Annotated in this window: 15 protein-coding genes; 11 read left to right on the forward strand and 4 right to left on the reverse strand. The window is 68.6% G+C overall.

What is annotated here, in order from left to right; translation table 11 throughout:
* The first annotated feature begins 163 nt into the window (after window positions 1-163).
* Window positions 164-406 (forward strand): hypothetical protein, encoded by a 243-nt coding sequence (locus tag C1O66_RS16070; RefSeq protein ID WP_133155246.1) that lies wholly within the window; start codon window positions 164-166, stop codon window positions 404-406.
* 694 nt (window positions 407-1100) lie between these two features.
* Here C1O66_RS16070 and C1O66_RS16075 read toward each other — a convergent pair.
* Genes C1O66_RS16075 through C1O66_RS16085 form a run of 3 tightly spaced genes read right to left on the reverse strand, consistent with a single transcriptional unit; the run spans window position 1101 to window position 4632 of the window.
* On the reverse strand, window positions 1101-2315 hold the full coding sequence (locus C1O66_RS16075) for an ABC transporter permease (protein WP_102768810.1): 1215 nt from the start codon (window positions 2313-2315) through the stop codon (window positions 1101-1103).
* The gene (locus tag C1O66_RS16080; protein WP_102768811.1) at window positions 2312-3118 is read right to left on the reverse strand and encodes an ABC transporter ATP-binding protein; all 807 of its coding nucleotides are present in this window, start codon (window positions 3116-3118) and stop codon (window positions 2312-2314) included. Before C1O66_RS16080 ends, C1O66_RS16075 begins: the two co-directional genes overlap by 4 nt.
* Window positions 3115-4632 (reverse strand): alpha/beta hydrolase, encoded by a 1518-nt coding sequence (locus C1O66_RS16085; RefSeq protein ID WP_102768812.1) that lies wholly within the window; start codon window positions 4630-4632, stop codon window positions 3115-3117. The genes C1O66_RS16080 and C1O66_RS16085 overlap by 4 nt, the downstream gene beginning before the upstream one ends.
* Before the next feature lie 238 nt (window positions 4633-4870).
* On the opposite strand from C1O66_RS16085, the gene C1O66_RS16090 reads away from it, so the two are divergent.
* From C1O66_RS16090 to C1O66_RS16125, 8 genes are all read left to right on the forward strand, one after another.
* A complete protein-coding gene (locus tag C1O66_RS16090; protein WP_102768813.1) occupies window positions 4871-5206 on the forward strand; it encodes a PspC domain-containing protein in 336 nt (111 codons plus the stop codon).
* 105 nt (window positions 5207-5311) lie between these two features.
* Entirely contained in the window at window positions 5312-5920 is a 609-nt protein-coding gene (gstA, locus tag C1O66_RS16095; RefSeq protein ID WP_102768814.1) for a glutathione transferase GstA, read from the forward strand.
* Between the two features lie 143 nt (window positions 5921-6063).
* Window positions 6064-6678, forward strand: a complete 615-nt coding sequence (locus C1O66_RS16100) for an NUDIX hydrolase (RefSeq protein ID WP_165794638.1) — start codon at window positions 6064-6066, stop codon at window positions 6676-6678.
* Between the two features lie 82 nt (window positions 6679-6760).
* A complete protein-coding gene (locus C1O66_RS16105) occupies window positions 6761-8719 on the forward strand; it encodes a TonB-dependent siderophore receptor (RefSeq protein ID WP_165794639.1) in 1959 nt (652 codons plus the stop codon).
* Between the two features lie 163 nt (window positions 8720-8882).
* On the forward strand, window positions 8883-9719 hold the full coding sequence (locus tag C1O66_RS16110; protein ID WP_102768817.1) for a DUF6502 family protein: 837 nt from the start codon (window positions 8883-8885) through the stop codon (window positions 9717-9719).
* On the forward strand, window positions 9716-10276 hold the full coding sequence (locus tag C1O66_RS16115; RefSeq protein ID WP_102768818.1) for a hypothetical protein: 561 nt from the start codon (window positions 9716-9718) through the stop codon (window positions 10274-10276). Before C1O66_RS16110 ends, C1O66_RS16115 begins: the two co-directional genes overlap by 4 nt.
* A 168-nt stretch (window positions 10277-10444) precedes the next feature.
* Entirely contained in the window at window positions 10445-12754 is a 2310-nt protein-coding gene (locus C1O66_RS16120; RefSeq protein ID WP_102768819.1) for a protein kinase domain-containing protein, read from the forward strand.
* A gap of 23 nt (window positions 12755-12777) precedes the next feature.
* Window positions 12778-13269: a hypothetical protein gene (locus C1O66_RS16125; protein WP_102768820.1), complete on the forward strand. Its 492-nt coding sequence runs from the start codon at window positions 12778-12780 to the stop codon at window positions 13267-13269.
* Window positions 13270-13362: 93 nt separating this feature from the next.
* Here C1O66_RS16125 and C1O66_RS16130 read toward each other — a convergent pair whose 3' ends face one another.
* Window positions 13363-14988, reverse strand: a complete 1626-nt coding sequence (locus C1O66_RS16130) for a thioredoxin family protein (RefSeq protein WP_102769692.1) — start codon at window positions 14986-14988, stop codon at window positions 13363-13365.
* Window positions 14989-15234: 246 nt separating this feature from the next.
* Here C1O66_RS16130 and C1O66_RS16135 point away from each other — a divergent pair, with 246 nt between their 5' ends.
* Window positions 15235-16941 (forward strand): ExeA family protein, encoded by a 1707-nt coding sequence (locus C1O66_RS16135; protein WP_102768821.1) that lies wholly within the window; start codon window positions 15235-15237, stop codon window positions 16939-16941.
* Between the two features lie 50 nt (window positions 16942-16991).
* Window positions 16992-17708 carry a general secretion pathway protein GspB gene (locus C1O66_RS16140; RefSeq protein ID WP_102768822.1) on the forward strand — a complete coding sequence of 239 codons (717 nt, stop codon included), beginning with the start codon at window positions 16992-16994 and terminating at the stop codon, window positions 17706-17708.
* The last annotated feature ends 2 nt before the right edge of the window (window positions 17709-17710 follow it).

Below are 17710 nucleotides of genomic sequence, written 5' to 3' on the forward strand. Positions count from 1 at the left end.
TCGTTGATCCACATTAGCAATTCGAAGTGATTGTTCTATGACTCCAGCTTGGATGGTGTACGCATGGCCGCGGGTTCTTTGTGAGGCGCAGCATGCGCCGCGATTGCAGTTTGCGCACCGCAGCACCCAGGTGCTGGTTCCAGGCGAAGGTGGGCGGCCCGCCATGGGACAAACCCTGTGGCAAGGTGACGACGGCGACACCGTCGCCGGCGTGGCTTGGGATTGGGTCAGCATGTCGGCGGGTGTGGTGGCCATGGTGGACCCTCTCGCCCTGGTCACCAATCTCCAGTTCCTGAACGCCGAAGGCGAAGTGCTGGCTCCGCTGGAATCCGCCCGCCAGCTCAACGAGATCGTCCACACCCTGCCCTGGCAGTACGAAGTTCAGCGAGCGCTCGGGCAGCATTGAGGGCAGCTCTCGGCACGAAGCAACCTTTGGTGGTTTTGCTCGTGAGGCCCTGCAGCCCGTGCCGCCGCCGGGCTCATGGTTCCGGGGTCGGCCCTGGCGGGCCGACTTCCCTGCGCTGCTCGCGCCTCGGGGCTGGCGCATAACTCACTTCGCTCCCTGCGTTCGCTCCGTTCAAACAGAAGCGCCAAGTCAGAACTTGAAGCGCACGAGTACGTGCGCGCCCCGAGGCGCTGCGCTGCTCGGCCCTTCACAAATCGCCCGGCAGCGGCCCGGGCTGCAGGGCGCTTGCATCGCGGTCGATGTACCCCTCGTCGGTGAAGAACACCCACTTCGGAGGTGGCTCGGCCCGCCGACGGGCGATTTGTGCGCGGCCGAGGGCGCAGCGGAGCGGCTCAGGCGCGTGTACCCGCGCGCTTCAAGCTCTGACTCGGCGCCACTGTTTGACCATAGTGAGCGCAGCGAACGGAGGGTGTTTGGCGCCGCTGAGCCGCGCAGTGAGCAGCGAGGGAAGTCGGCTCACAGAGCCGACCCGCGAACCATGAGCCCGGCGGCGGGACGAGACACCGCAGCGAGAAAGATCCAGACAGCCGAGGTCCGCAATGTGCCGTTCCCCGCCTCCCTGTACCCATGAAAAAGCCCGGGCATGCCCGGGCTTGTTTTGGAGAGAGAAAGAAGACGGGAGACGCCGCCGTGCTTACTTGGACACCGCGCCGCGCATGGAACGTGCCACGAAGAGCAGGCCGCCGACCATCAGGGCGAGGCCCACGGCGACGCCGGGCAGGACCTGGGCGGCGCTGAGCGTCTCGCCCTTGAGCACCAGCATCATCAAGGTGTTCTGCGCCAGGCCGGGCACCCACAGATACCAGGGTGCTTCGCCACCCGGGTTGAGCAGGGTGACCATGGGCATCAGGCTCACCGCCGTCATCACCATGGTGCTGCCGGCTTGCGCTTCCTTGAAGGTCTTGGAGCGGATGGCCAGGGCCATCAGCACGGCGCTGATGCCCACGGCCAGCGGCAGCTGCAGCAGCAGGAAGGCGATCACCTCATAGCTGCCGAACTGGAACATGGCTTGCAGGCTGTCGCTCTGCAGCAGCCACTGCGCCGGCACGAAGCTGACGCAGGCAATCAACGCCACCGCCATGCCCAGCAAGGCCACCGCACCCCATTTGCCCAGCACCAGGGCGATGTGCTGCACCGGGTTCATCAGCAAGGGCTCCAGTGAACCGCGCTCGCGCTCGCCGGCCGTGCTGTCCAGGGCGGCCGTCAGGGCGCCGTAGAGCACGGCCATGATGATGAACATGGGGATGATGCCGGTGATGCGGGCGGCGCGGGCCTGCACGCTGGCCAGGTCGCGTTCCTCGATGGCCACGGGCTGCAGCAATTCGCCCGAGACGCCGCGCAAGGCCAGGCTGAGGGCGGCGCGCTCCTGGCTGAAAGCGTTGACCAGGCGTTCCAGCCGGCCGACGCCGGCGCTGGCGCGCTGGTTGGCGCTGTCGCTGACCAGCTCCACCGTTGGCTTGTCGCCGGCCAGCAGTTCGGCCTCAAAGTTCTTGCCGATCACCAGCACCGGCTCCAGCAAGGTGCTGGCGCGCAAGCGTGCTTCGTAGTCAGCCGGGGCCTGCTTCAGGGTGTAGGTCTGGCGCTCCAGGAAGTTGCGCAGGCTGGGCGCATGCTCGATGCCCACCACCTGCACCTCGCGCTTGTCGGCCTGGCCCTCCAGCGAGGAGATCAGGCCCGAGAGCGCCAGCAGCAGCAGCGGGCCCATCAGCACGGCGGGGATGGACAGGCGCATCAGGGTGCGGCGGTCACGCAAGGCGTCGACCACCTCCTTGCGCAAGACGATCCAGAAGTTCCTCAGCAGACTGGAGCTGCCGCTGTTGTTGTTGCTGCTGGTGATGCTCGCGCTCATGCCGCCACCTCTTGTTGTTGCTGTTGCTGCTGCTGAGTGAAGGCCAGCTTCACAAAGGCGTCCTCGAAGTGCTTCTCGCCGGCCAGGGCCAGCAGCTCCGGTACCGAGCCTTCGGCCACGCTGCGGCCTTGCGCCACCACCACCACATGCTCACAGAGCTGTTCCACCTCCGGCATGATGTGGGTGGAAAAGACGATGCACTTGCCGCCACCTTCGGGCGAGCGCAGATGGCGCAGGGCTTCGCGCAGTGCCCGGGTGGCCAGCACATCGAGGCCGTTGGTCGGTTCGTCCAGCACGATGTTGGCCGGGTCATGCACCAGGGCGCGGGCCAGGGCGGTCTTCATGCGCTCGCCCTGGCTGAAGCCATCGCTGCGGCGGTCCAGGATATGGCGCATGTCCAGCAGCCGCGCCAGCTCCTCAGCGCGGGCGTTGGCCGCATCGGCTTCCATGCCTTGCAGGCGGCCGAAGTAGATGATGTTTTCGCGGGCGCTCAATCGCGGGTAGAGGCCGTGCGCATCGCCCAGAATGCCCATGCGGGCCAGGGCCTGGCGCGGCGCCTGGCTGACCTGGATGCCATCGACGCTGATCTGGCCCTGGTCGGGTTCGAACAAGCCACCCAGCATGCGCAAGGTGGTGGTCTTGCCGGCGCCGTTGGCGCCCAGCAGGCCGGTGATGCGGCCGTTCGGCGCATGCAGGCTGACATCGCGCACCGCTTGCACGGTCTGCTTCTTGCCCTTTTTGAAGAGAGAAGAGCCGCCGCTGGCGCTGACAAAGCTCTTGCTGACGTTCTTGATTTCGATCATGGCTGCACCTTGGTGGCAGAAGCGTCTTGCACCGGCACAAAGGCCAGCGGGCGCGGGATGCGGGTGGCGCAGGCGGCGTCCTGGGGCAGGGCGGCGGCGTCGGTCTTGGCGTCGAAGAAGCGGAACATCACATCGCGCATGCAGCCGATGGTGGCCACGCCGTGGCCGGCCTCGGGCACGACGATGTGCTGGGCCTTGTCGCCCAGGGCTTTTGTCACCCGCTCGCCGTGGCGTGGCGGGGTCACCGGATCGGCGCCACCGCTGAGCACCAGCACGGGCATGGCGGCCTTGGGCACTTGGTAGAAGGCTTCGGGCACCTCGCCGCGGGGCCAGGTCTTGCAGGCGGCGCTGTAGAGCAGGGCGTCGCTGTTGCCGTAGTCGGCGCCCGGCTTGTCGCTCGCTTGCGGCTGGCGAGGCAGGTCCTCGGCGCAGACCACCGAGAAATGCATGCCCATGGCCAGGCGCGAACTCTTGTTCGAGCTCATGGTGCTGGTCAGTCCCATCAGGCCGTCAAAGCGGCCTTCGGCCGCCTCACCGATGGCGGCGGGCAGGGCGGCGGCCAGGGCTGGCATGTAGAGCGGGCCGCGCACGGCGCGCAGCAGCTGGCTGCGGGTCAGCGTGAACTGTTCTTGCTTGCCGGTCATGGGCTGACGCACCGTGATCTGGCGCGGCACGCTGGCCAGCAGCGCTTGCCACTGGGCACGCAGCTGCGGGTGGCGGGCCTGGCAGGCCGGTTCTTTATCGCAGGCGCTGAAGGCGGCATCCAGCGCGGCCTGGTTGTCGGTCGAGAAGCTGGCGGGCAGCACCATGTCCGGCGGCGCCACGCCGTCGATCAGGGCGCGGCGCACCTTGCTCGGGAACTGGCGCATGTATTCCAGTGCCGCACGCGTGCCGTAAGAGGCGCCGTAGAGGTTCCACTGTGGCGCGCCCAGCTGTTCACGCACGGCCTCGAAGTCCTGAATGGCGATCGTCGTGGTGTACAGGCGCAGATCGCCGTGGGGCAGACGGCTCAGGCTTTCCTGACAGTCGCGCAGGCGGCGCTCCTGGGCTTGCGGGTCCAGGGCTTCGGCGATCGGCAGCTTGCTGTCATCGGCGCATTGCAGCGGGGCAGACTTGCCGGTGCCGCGCTGGTCGATGAAGACCAGGTCACGTCGGTTGTTCAAGCGCTTGAGCACGCCAAGCACCCGCGGTGCCACCGCAATGGCGCTTTGGCCGGGGCCGCCGGCCAGCATCAGCACCGGGTCGGGCTGCTTGTTGCGCGCCATGGCGGGCACCACCAGGTAGTGGATCTCGATCTGCGTGCCCTGCGGCTTGGCCGGGTCCAGCGGCCGCATGACGCTGCCGCATTGCATCTCATTGGGCATGCCTTCGATGCGGCAGGCGTGGGTGGGGCCACTGCCCGGCTTGCTCGTGCCGCCTTCGCTCGCGGCGGCCGCCGCCAGGCCCGTGCCCAGCAGCAGGGCCAGGCCGCTCAGCAGCGGGGCGGCTCCTGTTCCTTGTCTTTGTTTCCACATCAGCGTCGTCTCCAGACTTGGGTGCTTGTATGGGGGCGGATTATGGGCAGCGCTTGCAGCGCTCTGACTCCTGCCTGCGGCGAATGGCGGAACGCGGCGACAAGCTGCGGGGAATGCGGGGCGGCCGTTCAGTCGCCCGGCGCTGCAGTTTGTCGCAGCGCACGGACTCAGCCCGCCGATGGCGTTAGATTGAGGCCTGGGGCAATGACGGCCCCGGCATTCAGAAGGAGGAACCCAGATGTCCGTCGCCGAAGAACTCCACAAACTGGCCGAGCTGCACCAGCGCGGTGTGCTCAGTGACGCTGAGTTCGCGCAGGCCAAGGCCCGGCTGCTGAGCGGCGAGGCAGCGCCAGGCGCTTCTACCAGCGCGGGCTTTGCGCCGGCCGCCAACGGCCTGAACGAGCTGCGCCGCAGCCGCGAGGATCGCTGGCTGGGCGGTGTCTGCGGTGGCTTGTCTCGCATCACCGGCCTGGATTCCTGGGTCTGGCGCCTGCTCTTCACCCTGCTGGTGCTGTGCGTGGGCACGGGCTTGTTCGTCTACCTGCTGCTCTGGATCTTTGTGCCGCAGGATTGATCCCGGCGGCCGTTGGGCGCCTGCCTGCAAGAGTCGCCAATCCGGCGTATGGTTCGGGCTTTGCCGGCAGGTCCGCCGGCAAGTTCTCGCAAGGAAACCTGAACCATGAAGCTCTATTACAGCCCTGGCGCCTGCTCTTTGTCCCCGCACATCGCCCTGCGCGAGGCGGGCCTGAGTTTTGATCTGGTGCTGGCCAGCACCAAGACCAAGAAGCTGCAGGACGGCAGCGATTTCTACGCCATCAATTCCAAGGGTTCGGTGCCTGTGCTGGAGTTGGACAACGGTGAGCGCCTGACCGAAGGCCCGGCCATCGTCCAGTACATCGCCGACCTGGCGCCCGCCTCGAACCTGGCTCCGGCCGCCGGCAGCATGGCGCGCTACCGCCTGCAGGAATGGCTGAACTACATCACCTCCGAGCTGCACAAGGGCTTCTCGCCGCTGTTCAACCCGGCCACGCCGGAAGATTACAAGCCGGTTGCCCGCGCCGCGCTGATGGCGCGTTTCACCTGGGTCAACGCCCAGCTGGAAGGCAAGCAGTACTTGATGGGCGATCAGTTCACGGTGGCCGATGCCTACCTGTTCGTGGTCAGCAACTGGGGCCAGTACGTCGGTGTGGACGTCAGCGGCTTCGAGCATTTGGTGGCTTTCCGCGCCCGCGTGGCGGCCCGCCCGGCGGTGCAGGAAGCGATGAAGGCCGAAGGCTTGCTGAAGTGAACGGGTGAACAGGTGAATGGTGAATGGTGAATGGTGAATGGTGGAGCGCAGCCCCTTCACTTGTTCACCTGTTCACTCGTTCACCCCACCGTGCACCCGTTCACTTACTCACTCTTTCAAGTCAGGGATCAGACAATGGCCCCATGTCAACCTCCTGCTCCCCTGTTCACGCCCAGGCCTGCCTGATCCTGCAGGCCTATCTGAGCCAGCGCTTTCCCGAAGAAGGCGCGCGGCTGCAAGCCTTGCAGGCCCAGCTGCAAGACCCTGAGGGCGATGCCTTCAACCGCGCCCAGATGCGCGGCCACATCACCACCAGCGCCATCGTGCTGGACCCCGCCACCCGCCAGCTCCTGCTGATCCATCACAAGACCCTGCAGCGCTGGTTGCAGCCGGGCGGGCATTTCGAGCCCAACGAGGCGGCCGATCCCCTGCTGGCCTCGGCCCTGCGCGAGGCTCGCGAGGAAACCGGGGTCCAGGCCCTGCAGCCGCACCCCGAATACGTCGACGCTGGCAGCGGCCTGGCCCTGCCGCTGGACATCGACAGCCATGCCATCCCCGCCAACCCGCGAAAGCAGGAAGGTGCGCATTGGCACCATGACTACGCCTACCTGCTGCTGGCCGACAGCCGCGCCCCGCTGCGCCCGCAGCTGGCCGAGGTTCATGCCGCCGCCTGGCAGCCGGTGCGCGCCTGGGCCGAGGCGCCCGATCTGCGTTTTCAAACGGTGGCGCGCAAGCTGGCGGCGCTGGGCCTGGCTTGAGCGGGTGGGCCGCCATGGCTTTCGCCTGCGGCGGACCTGCCACCTACACTGCGCAGCTTTGCCTGCTTCTGCGCTGCGCCCCATGCCCGATCGCTCTTTTGCTGCTCCCGCCCTGCCTCTGACCCCGCTGGCCGCCGGCCTGTTGACGATGATGGCGGCTTTGTCTCTGGCTCCGCTGGCCGCGCGCGCCAATGACGCCGCGGTGCAAGCCGCCAGCGATGCCTTCGGCACCAGCATCGGCCGCGAGACCATCGGCCTCTACACCAGCGGCAGCGTGCGCGGTTTCTCGCCCACGGCGGCCGGCAATGTGCGCATCGACGGCCTGTACTTCGACCAGGTCTGGGGCTTGAGCGCGCGCCTGCGCCAGTCCAGCAATGTGCGCGTCGGCCTCTCGGCCCAGGGCTTTGTCTTCCCCGCGCCCACCGGCATCGTCGACCTCAGCCTGCGCCGCCCGGACGCCGAGCCCAGCGCGCAGCTGGTGCTGGGCCTGGACCAGTGGCGGGGCCGCTATATCGATCTGGACTTCAGCCACCCGCTGAGCACCGACGGCCGCTGGGCCGTGACCGGTGGCTTCTCCAAAGCCCATGTCGAATACGGCAACGGCACCGATGGCGAGTTCACCACCGGCAGCCTTGCGCTCTGGTGGCGACCCGATGTGCACACCGAGGCCATGGTGTTCGCCTCGGCCATCGACACGCCTTACGACCGCATGGGCCCGCAGGTCTCCAGCGCCACCCCCAGCCTGCCGCCGCTGGGCGAGGCGCGGGTCTTCAAGGGCCCCGACTGGGCGGCTTACAGCGGCGTCGGCCGCAACTATGGTGCCACCTTGCGCCATGCCTTCAACCCGGCCTGGCAGCTGCGCGCGGGCATCTTCCACTCCGAAAACGACGACCGCGCCAGCTTCAGCAACCTGCTGCTGGGCATGGACGCGCAGGGCCAGGCCCAGCGCCTGGTGATTGCCGACCCGGCCAGCCGCGTGGCCTCCAACAGCGGCGAGCTGCGCCTGAGCTGGGCCTTCGCCCCGGCGCCCTGGGCGCAGCGCCTGCATCTGCAGCTGGCCGGCCGCGCCCGCGACCGCCGCACCGGCGGTTCGCAAAGCCTGGACTACGGCACGATGAGCCAGCTCCAGCCCTTCCAGCCGCCGCAGCCCACCTTTGCCTTCGGCGCGCAAAGCCTGGACGAGGTCAAGCAGCGTTGGCTGGGCCTGTCCTACGAGCTGCGCTGGAACCAGCAGCTGGAGTTCAATGCCGGCCTGCAGCACAGCGACTACCGCAAGCGCGTCGACCGCCCCGGCCTGCCGCTGACCGAAACTCAAGCCACGCCCTGGCTCTACAACCTCAGCGCCGCCTGGCATTTCAGCCCCGAGCTGGCGGCCTACGCCGGCCTGACTCGCGGCCTGGAGGAAAGCGGCGTGGCGCCCGGCAACGCCAGCAACCGCAACCAGGCCCTGCCGGCCATCCTGACCACGCAGATGGATGCCGGCTTGCGCTGGCAGATGAGCCCGCGGTTGAAGCTGGTGGCGGGCGTGTTCGATGTGCGCAAGCCCTACTACAACCTCGATGCCCAGCAGCTCTACACCGAGCTCGGCGATGTGCGCCACCGCGGCCTCGAGCTCTCGCTGAACGGCCGGCCGGCGCCCGAGTGGCAGCTGGTGGCCGGTGCGGTGCTGATGCAGCCGCGCGTGCGCGGCGAGGGCGTGGCCCTGGGCCGGGTCGGCCCGCGGCCGGTGGGCCAGGCCGAGCGCATCCTCAAGCTCAACGCGGTCTATCGCCCGGCCGCACTCGGCGGTTTGAGTTTCGACGCCGGTTTCTCGCACACCGGCCGCATGCCGGCCACGCGCGACAACCGGGTCGAGCTGCCCGCCCTCAGCGAGCTGGACCTGGGCCTGCGCTGGCCGCTGCAGCTGGGCGGCCAGCCCAGCACCCTGCGCCTCCTGCTCAGCAATGCCCTGAACCACCGCAGCCTGGAGCTGCGGGGTAGCGGCAGCTATGCCGAACGACAAGGGCGATTGCTGGCCGTGAATCTCAGCAGCCGCTGGTGAGCGAGGGGAGGGGTGTGGGACAATGTTCCACACCATCGTCGCAGCCCTCGGGCTGCATGGACCCTCCACGTTCGTCCATCGCCATGCCGACCGCCCTGCCGCAGGCCCAGCGCCTGATCTCGATCCGCAGCATCGCCCGGCGGAGCCCTGCCCGATGACTCCGATGATGATGAAAAAGTCCGTCGCCACATTGACCCTGGAAGCCAGCCTCAAGGTGATGCGGCCGCTGATCCGCATGCTGGTCAAGCGCGGCGTGGCTTACCCGGCTTTTGCGCAGGCGCTCAAGACAGAGTTCCTGGCGGCCGCGCAGCGCGAGCTGCAAGAGCGCCAGATGCCGCAGACCGACAGCGCCTTGAGCCTGCTCTCCGGTGTGCACCGCCGCGATGTGCGCAACCTGACCCGCCCGGCCGAGCCCAAGGTGGACGAGGCCGAGTTGGCCCGCCCGCTGAGCCTGGCGGCCGAGGTGGTGGGTGTCTGGCTCAATCTGCCACCTTTTGTCGATGCCCAGGGCCAGCCGCGCGTGTTGCCGCGCAGCGGCAGCGAGGACAGCTTCGACGCCCTGGTCGCCCGGGTCAGCAGCGATGTCCGCCCGCGCGCGCTGCTCGATGAACTCCTGCGCCTCGGGGGCGTCGAGGAGAGCGCCGAAGGCCTGCGCCTGAACGAGGCGGGCTTCACGCCCCACCAGGGCATGGAAGAGATGGCCTGGATGTATGCCAACAATATGAGCGACGCCCTGGCCGCGGCCAGCGCCAATCTGCAGGGCGAGGCCAAGTTCCTGGAACAGGCGGTGTTCGTGGATGAGATCACCGCAGCTTCCGCCCATCAGCTGCACGAGGTGGCGCGCCAGGCCTGGCCTCAGGCCTTGAAGCAGGTGCTGCGCGAAGCCCAGATCCGTTTTGATGAAGACGCCAAGACCGCGCCCCGCGGCGACAGAAACCAGCGGGCGCGCTTCGGTGTGTATTTCTATTCTGAATCGATGAACGAGGGGGAGAAGCCGTGAAACCCAAGCATGTGTTGGCGCTCACGATCGCGGCGCTGTCGAGCGCTTGCGGTCCGGGCGTCGGGGGGACCGGTCGCACCGCCGAGCCGCGCGAGTTTGCCGTTCAGGCCGGCGCCCAGCCGGTGCCGGTGTGCAGTGCTGCTTGGGCTGGCTTGCTCAACTGCCAGCCGCCGGTGATCAACAGCAACGCCGTGGCCGCTGACCACCCGGGCACCACCAAGATCCAGTACGCCAGCGACAGCAGTGCCCAGCCCGAATGGGTGCTCAGCCTCGAGGGCAACAAGATCAGCCTGGAAGGCGGCTGCCCGCGCGTCAGTTTCACTGGCGAATGGGGCCAGGTGGGCAGCGCAGTGCCGCTGTATTTCGGCGGCTACCTCAACGCCAAGCTGATCCAGCCGGTGCTGGCCACCGGCGCGGTCAAGGCCCTGCCTCCGTCCAATCTGGAAAGCGTGCCGGGCCTGCAGCTGGAGCTGCGCAGCGAAGACGGCCAGCTGCTCAACCTCCTGCAACTGCAGAAACTCAGCGGCAACAGCAGCAGCCCACGCAGCTGCCCTTGAGCGCCTGAGGCCCCCGGGTTTTCAAACTGGGGGCGTCCGGTGCAAACCCTGAGCGGTGCCCGGCCTGCCGCCGCTGAGAATGACGCGGACACCCCGCAGCTTTGGCGTTAGCTCGGGGTGGTGTGTTTCAGTTTGAAACATCACACCAAGCTTGGGGATGCGCAGCGCATGCGGGACGGGGGTGAGGACAAGTCGACGGTTCAGAGCACCGAGCCCCTGCCTTTGCGGGGCTGGGTGGACGCACCCCAGTTGCTGCCGAGCGCCGGCCGTGTGGACTTTGCCCGTTATGAGCTGCGCGAGCTGCTGGGCGAGGGCGGCTATGGCGCGGTTTACGCCGCCTGGGACAGCCGCCTGCAGCGCAGCGTGGCCCTCAAGCGCCTCAACCTGCAGGTCGGCGCCGCCGGCGATGCCGAGGCCTGGGTGCAGGAGGCCCGCTTGGCCGCCCGCGTCAGCCATCGCGCCTTCGTTACCGTCTACGACGTCTTCGTCGACCAGGGCGCCGGTCACATCGTCATGGAGCGGGTGCAGGGTCGCAGCCTCAGCCGTGTGCTGGCGGCCGGCCCGCTGAGCGTGGAGCAGGCCCTGGACTGGGCCCTGCAAGCCAGCGAAGCTCTGGCCGAAGCCCATCAGCTGAACATCGCCCACGGCGACATCAAGCCCGCCAATCTGATGATCGATGACAGCGGCCGGCTGCGCATCCTCGATTTCGGCGTGGCCCGGCTGATCGACCGCATGGCCACCCTGGGCCCCGGCGTATCGGGCACCTTCGGCACTTCAGGCGCCAGCGCCCAGCCCCTGTTTTCCGGCACTTTGGCCTATATGGCGCCCGAGCAGATGCTGGGCCGGCCGGCCAGCGTGGCCAGCGACATCTACGCCCTCGGCCTGGTGCTGGGTGAGATGCTCAGCGGCCAGCGTGCCTTCATGGAACCCGACCCTCTGGCCCTGGCCCACCACAAGCTGCATGGCAGCGAGTTGATCCTGGCCCTGCCCGAGCTGCCGCCCGGCCTGGCGCCGCTGGCCGCCCTGGTGCAGCGCATGGTCAGCCGCCAGCCCGAGCTGCGCCCGGCCAGCATGGCCGAGGTGAACGAGGCCCTGCTCACTCTGCAGGACGGCTGGCTGCCGGGCAGCACCTTCCCGCGCCCGCGCTCGGTGCCCGCGCCCGCTCGCCCGCTGCTGCAGGCTGAGGGTCTGCCTCCATCGCCTGCCGCGGCCGGCACGCGCCGCTGGTTGTGGAGCGGGGCGGCGGCCTTGCTGCTGGGCCTGGGCCTGGCCGCCAGCCAGGGCTATCTGCACCTGCCGGGCCAGCCGGCGCCCTGGCCGCAGCGCCTGGCGCAGGCGGAGCAGCTGATCCAAGGTTCGGACGAAGACTTGGGTGCGCTCGAGCAAGCCCTGGCCTTGCTGGAACAGCTGGCCGCCGAGAAGCCCCAGCATGCCTGGGTGCAGGCCACCCTGGCCCTGGCCTATGCCACCCGCTATCACAACGAAAGCGTGGACGAGGCCTGGCTGCAGCGTGCCGATGCCAGCTCGCAGCTGGCCCTGCGCCACGACCCCATGCTGGCCCTGAGCCATGCGGCCCGTGGCATGGTGCTCAAGCTGCAGGGCCGCAGCGCCGAGGCCGAGTCGGCCTATGCCAAGGCCTTGCTGCTGGACGGCCAGGATGTGCAGGTGATCAATGGCTACGGCATGTTCCTGACCCGCCAGCGCCGGCTGGACGAAGCACAGCTGCTGTTCGAGAGCGCGCTCAAGCGCCACCCCCAGGACAGCCGCTTGATGGACAACCTGGGCACGGTGTTTTACGAAAAGGGCGATCTGGCCGCTGCCGAAGCACTGTTCCGCCGCAGCATCGCCCAGCGTGCCGGCGGGGTGAACAGTTATGCCAATCTGAGCGCGGTGCTGCTGCGCACCGACCGGGCCGATGAAGCCGAGGCCTTGCTGCAACAAGGCCTGAAGGCCAGGCCCAGCAGCCAGCTCTACACCAACCTCGGCAATCTGCTCTACAACCGCGGCCGATACGTGCAGGCGGCTGAGGCCTTTGAAGCCGCCTTGTCGGCTGACAAGGGCCGGCCCGGCGACTACCTGATGTGGGCCAACTGGGCCGACACCTTGTTGCTGCTGCCCGGCCGTGGCGAGCAGGCGCGCGAGGGCTATGGCCGCGCCCTGCAGCTGATCGAGCCCCTGCTGGCGCGCTACCCCAAGGACGCCACCTTGCTCAGCCGTGCCGGCCTCTACGCCGCGCGCAGCCAGGACCGCCAGCGCGCGGCCGACTGGACGCAGCGCGCCCTGCAGCTGGCGCCGCTGGTGCCCGATGTCCTGTTCCGGGCCAGCCTGGCCGCCGAACTTTCGGGGCAGCGCGATCTGGCGCTGACCCGATTGCAGCAAGCCCGCGCTGCGGGCTACCCCGCGCATCTCATCGAGCAGGAGCCGACATTGGCGGCCCTGCGCAGCGAGCGGCGCTATCACCATCAGCAAGCCCAGTGACGATTCATCAAGGAGGTTCGAATATGAAGATGACCAAGGTCCTGAAACTGTCTTTCAACGGCGAGCAGATCAGCCGCAATCTCGTCTGGGTCAATCCCGGCGAACTCAGCACCCGGCCCGAGAACGCGGGGGCCATCGAGCTGCAGCAAGGCGACGATTTCCGTGTCGAGCTGATCATGTCGTTCGCGAACGAGTACGCCGATGTCAACTACACGGTCCGTGAAGCCAAGCTCTACACCGTGCTCAACGAGGCCGGTGGCAGCAACCAGACCTTGAGCCCCTTCGAGGCGGAGGGCGAGGAGAGCCCCTGGACCACGCTGGCCTTCAGCAGCCCCATGGAAGCCGTGGATGGCTTATATGTGCTGCGTTCCGACCCGGTCACGGTCAAGGCACCGGCCAGCAAGTCCCTGCGCTGGGAGCTGAGTCTGGTGCTGGTGGCTCTCATCCAAGGGGGGGTGCCGGCCTTCAACAAGGTCTTGCGCTTCGACCCCGAGGTCGTGGTCACCCAGCGCTGAGCGCCGCGCCGCACGCAGGCATCCGAAAAAGAAAAAGCCGGCTCGCCATCACGAGCCGGCTTTTTGATCGGCGGGGTCGGGCTGCTTGCGCGCTCAGGCCTTCTTGCCGGGTGCCTTCACCAGCGATTCGCAGGTTTCGCGTTGCTTGTCGGCCGTGTCGACCTTGGCGCAGATGCCGTCGAGCTGGGTCTTCAGGCGGCTGAGCACGGCATCATGCTGGCCCTTGTCGTTCCACTTGGCCAGCGAGCTGCCCACCTTCTGCAGCGAACGGGCGCTGCGCTCGTAGAAGCTGCCCTTGTCCTGCGCCGCTTCGTTGAAGAGCTGGGCGGCGGTCTTCTCGATGCGGGCGGCGTCCTGCGGCGCCAGCTCGGTCAGGGCGGCGAAATAGCCGGAGCCCCACTGCAGGCGGGTGGCCGGGCCTTCGCTCTTGTTGAAGGCCTCCTCGTACCACTTCAGGGCCTCGTCCTTGCGGCCTTGCTTCTTGGCATTGCTGCCCAGGGAGCTCATCAGGTAGTAGGGCGAGTGGCTCTTGCTCAGGCTGGCCTTGAGCAGATCGTCGCTGTCCTTCCACTGGCCGGCCTGGCCCAGCAGGTAGGCGGCCGAGGTGATCACGGCCTGGCGCTCGTAGCCATCGGTGATCTCGCGGGCGGCGCGGGCGGCGTGGTCCTTCGCTTCCTTGACCAGGGCCGGGTTCAGCTTGGGATGCAGCTCGGTCGGTGCGACATCGAGACGGGCCAGTTGCACCCGGGTCAGCAGGGCTTGCAGACGGTCGCCGCGCGACAGGGTGGCATCGGCTTCCAGGCGCTTCAGCGCGGTTTCGTACTGCGCCAGCAGGGCATTGCGCTCCGCGCCGGCGGCCGGGGCCAGGGTCTTGACGATGTCCGTCGCGCCGTAGGCCAGCACATCCATCTGGGCACGGCTTTGCTCGGCGCTCTCCAGCACCTTGCTCACACGTTCGCGCAGGGCGGCATCGACCTTCAGGGCTTTGCCATTGTCATTGGCCGACAGGGCCTTGAGCCACAGCCGGGTGCCGGTGTCGGCGTCCACGCCTTGTGAGGCGGCGGCCAGCTGGGCCAGCAGGCCCGGCAGCTCGGCCGGCGGCACCAGCTGCTGCTCATCGGTCTCCCAGGAGTAGAAGCCCAGCAGGCGCCACTCGTTGGCGTTCAGCTTCTTGCCGGCTTTGGCATCGGCCAGCACGCTCTTGACCGGGCGGCCACCGGCCAGGCCCAGCTGCAGCACCTTGATGACCTGGGGCGCATCGATCTCGCCCGGCAGGCGGGTCAGCTCCTGGCCCTCGGGGTTGAACAGAATCATGGTCGGGTAGCCGCGCACCTTGAAGCGGGTGCCCAGCTTTTGCGCGCCGGGCAGGTCACCGTCGATGTGCACCGGCACGATGGCACGCGTCTGTTCGATGAAATCCACGCGGTTGAACAGGGTCGCCTTCAGCTGGTTGCAGGGCGGGCACCACTTGGCGCCCCAGTACAGCAGCACCGGCTTTTTCTCGGCGCGGGCCTGAGCGAAAGCGCGTTCGATGTCGGCATCACCGGCGGCCGGCTGCCAGGCCACGCTGGCCGTGGCGCTGGCGGCCGCCTGGGCCGCGGGAAGCCAGGTGCTGGCGCCTCCGGCGCTCATCAAGGCCAGGCTCAGCGCCGCAGCGCGGGCCAGGGTGCTCGGGCGCAGCAGGGGGCTGCGGGCTTGGGAAGCGGTGGCGAGGCTCATCGTGGTGTCGGTCACTCGTTGGGCCACCCCGTGCCGGGTCGGCGCGAAGCGGTGGGATGAATGGAGGGTTGGATTGCAAGCAGATGCAGGATTGTGCGGCGTCTGCGCAAAACCTGCCTATGCGGGGCGCTCCTGAGCTTAGGCGTTTTGTGGCGCATGCCATGCGCTTATCGCACCGCAGGCGGCCGAAGCGGGTGGCTTGGCCATTCCCGGCGCCGGCCGAGGCAGCGGTTATCCTGCCGCCCCATGTACGCGTCCTATTTCGGCCTGAAACACGCCCCGTTCTCGATCGCGCCGGACCCGCATTACCTCTTCATGAGCGAGCGCCACCGCGAGGCCCTCGCCCATCTGCTCTATGGCCTGGAGGGCGGCGGCGGCTTCGTGCTGCTCACCGGCGAAATCGGCGCCGGCAAGACCACGGTCTGCCGCTGCTTTCTGGAGCAGATCCCGCCGAACTGCAACGTCGCCTACATCTTCAACCCCAAGCTCACGGTGCGCGAGCTGCTGCAGGCCATCTGCGACGAGTTCCATGTGCCGGTGCCCGCGGGCGCGCAGACGGTCAAGGACTACCTCGACCCGCTCAACGCTTTCCTGCTGGCCCAGCACGCCGCCGGTCGCAACAACGTCCTGATCATCGACGAGGCGCAGAACCTCTCGGCCGATGTGCTGGAGCAGCTGCGCCTGCTGACCAATCTCGAAACCGCCACGCGCAAGCTGCTGCAGGTGGTGCTGATCGGCCAGCCCGAGCTGCGCGGCATGCTGGCCCGGCCGGAGCTGGAGCAGTTGGCCCAGCGCGTGATTGCGCGCTTCCACCTGGGCGCCCTGTCCGAGGCCGAGACGGCCCAGTACATCCAGCACCGCATGAAAGTGGCCGGCCTCACCGGACCGCTGCCCCTGGATCACGCCGCCCTGCGCAGGGTTCACCGCCTGACCCGCGGCGTGCCGCGCCGCATCAACCTGCTCTGTGATCGCGCGCTTTTGGGGGCCTATGCCGGCAGCCAGGCCAAGGTCACGCCGGCCATCGTGCGCCAGGCCGCGGCTGAGGTGTTCGATGCGCCGCCGGCCAGCCCGGGGCGCGGGTTGCCGCGTCTGGGGTTCGGCCTGGCGGTGCTCTCGGCGGTGGTGCTGGTCGGCGCCGGGCTGACTTGGGCCGTGCAAACGCAATCTTCGGCAGGACGAAAACAAGCCGCCAGCTCGGCGGCTTTGTTGGCTGCGACCCCTTCAGTTCCGGCTTCTGCCGCGGCCTCCTCGGTCCCGGCCGCCGCCAGCGCCGCGGCGCCGCCGGCCTCGGCTGCCAGCAGCATGCCCCCGCCCGAGCGGCCAACTGCCGAGCCGCTGCAACTGGCCGACTGGACGCCATCCGATGCTGGCGCCTGGGCCGCGCTGGCCGAGCGCTGGGGCTTGCCCCTGGCGCCGAACGAGGCAAAACCCTGTGACGCGGCCGCCCTGCAAGGCCTGCAGTGCTACCGCAGCGTCAGCGGCAGCCTGTCCCTGATCCGCTTGATGGACCGGCCGGTGCTTTTGACCCTGCAGCGCCCGGGCCAGGCGCCGGCCCTGGCCGCGCTGGTGGGCCTGGACGGGCAGGAGCTGACGCTGTGGGTGGACGGCCGGCCGCGCCGGCTGGCGCTGGCGGAGCTGGCCAGCGCCTGGCGCGGTGAGTTCAGCACCTTGTGGCGCGCGCCGCCGGGCTATGCCGAGCGGGCCGCCAATGCCGGGCCCTTGCGCGAATGGCTGGCCGGCCAGCTGGACGCCCTGAGTCGCAGCGCCGTGCCGGGCGGCGCCCCTGCTGCCGCTTCCGCTGTGCTGCCCGGCTGGGCCGAGCTGAGCCCGCGCATCCAGGCTTTCCAAGCCAGTCAGGGCTTGCAGCCGGACGGCCGCGTCGGCCCGATCACGCTGATGCAACTCAACCGCGCCGCGGGTGTGGACGAGCCGCGGCTGGCGCCAGCGCGCTGAACGCAGCGGACGACCGAACGAACGATAGAAGAGAGATCAAACGAGCCGCCATGTCCTACATCCTCGACGCCCTGCGCCGTGCCGAAGCCGACCGCGAACGCGAGCGCGGCCAGGTCCCCGGCCTGCACGCCCAGCCACCCGCAGGCGGCGCCGCCGCGGTGGGCGCTGCTCTGAGCCCGCGCCGAGGGCGGCTCTGGGCCGCTGGCGGCGCCGTCGTTGTGCTCCTGCTGGTGGGGGTCGGCGTGGGCAGCTGGTGGGCCGGCGGCAGCAGCCCGGCGGATGTACCTGTCAGTGGGCCTGTCGGTCAGCTGCCGCAGCAGCAGCAGCGTGCCGAGGCGCCGCCGCTGCCAGCCGTCGCTGGCACTGCCCCAACATTGCCGGCATCAGCGCCGACATCCACACGAATTGCGGTCCCAACGCTGCCGCCTCCGCCGCTTGCGGCCCCGGCGCCCGTCATCGCGCCGCCCGTCACCGCGCTCAAGCCCTCCGCTTCCGCCCCAGTGCTGGCCGCCAAGGCCAGCGCGCCCACGGAGGCCGCGCCCATCCCGCGCCTGGCCGAGTTGCCCGAGAGCCTGCGACGCGAGCTGCCCAAGCTGGCGATCAGCGGTTCCGTCTATTCCGAAGACCCGGCCAGCCGTTTCGTGATCGCTAATGGCGAGGTGCTGCGCGAAGGCGCCAAGCTCGGCCCCGAGCATGTACTCGAACAAATCGGCACGCGCGAGCTGGTGCTGCGCTTCAAAGGTCAACGCTACCGGCAGGCGCTGTAGGG

This window comes from Paucibacter aquatile (assembly GCF_002885975.1).
Classification (GTDB): domain Bacteria; phylum Pseudomonadota; class Gammaproteobacteria; order Burkholderiales; family Burkholderiaceae_C; genus Paucibacter_A; species Paucibacter_A aquatilis.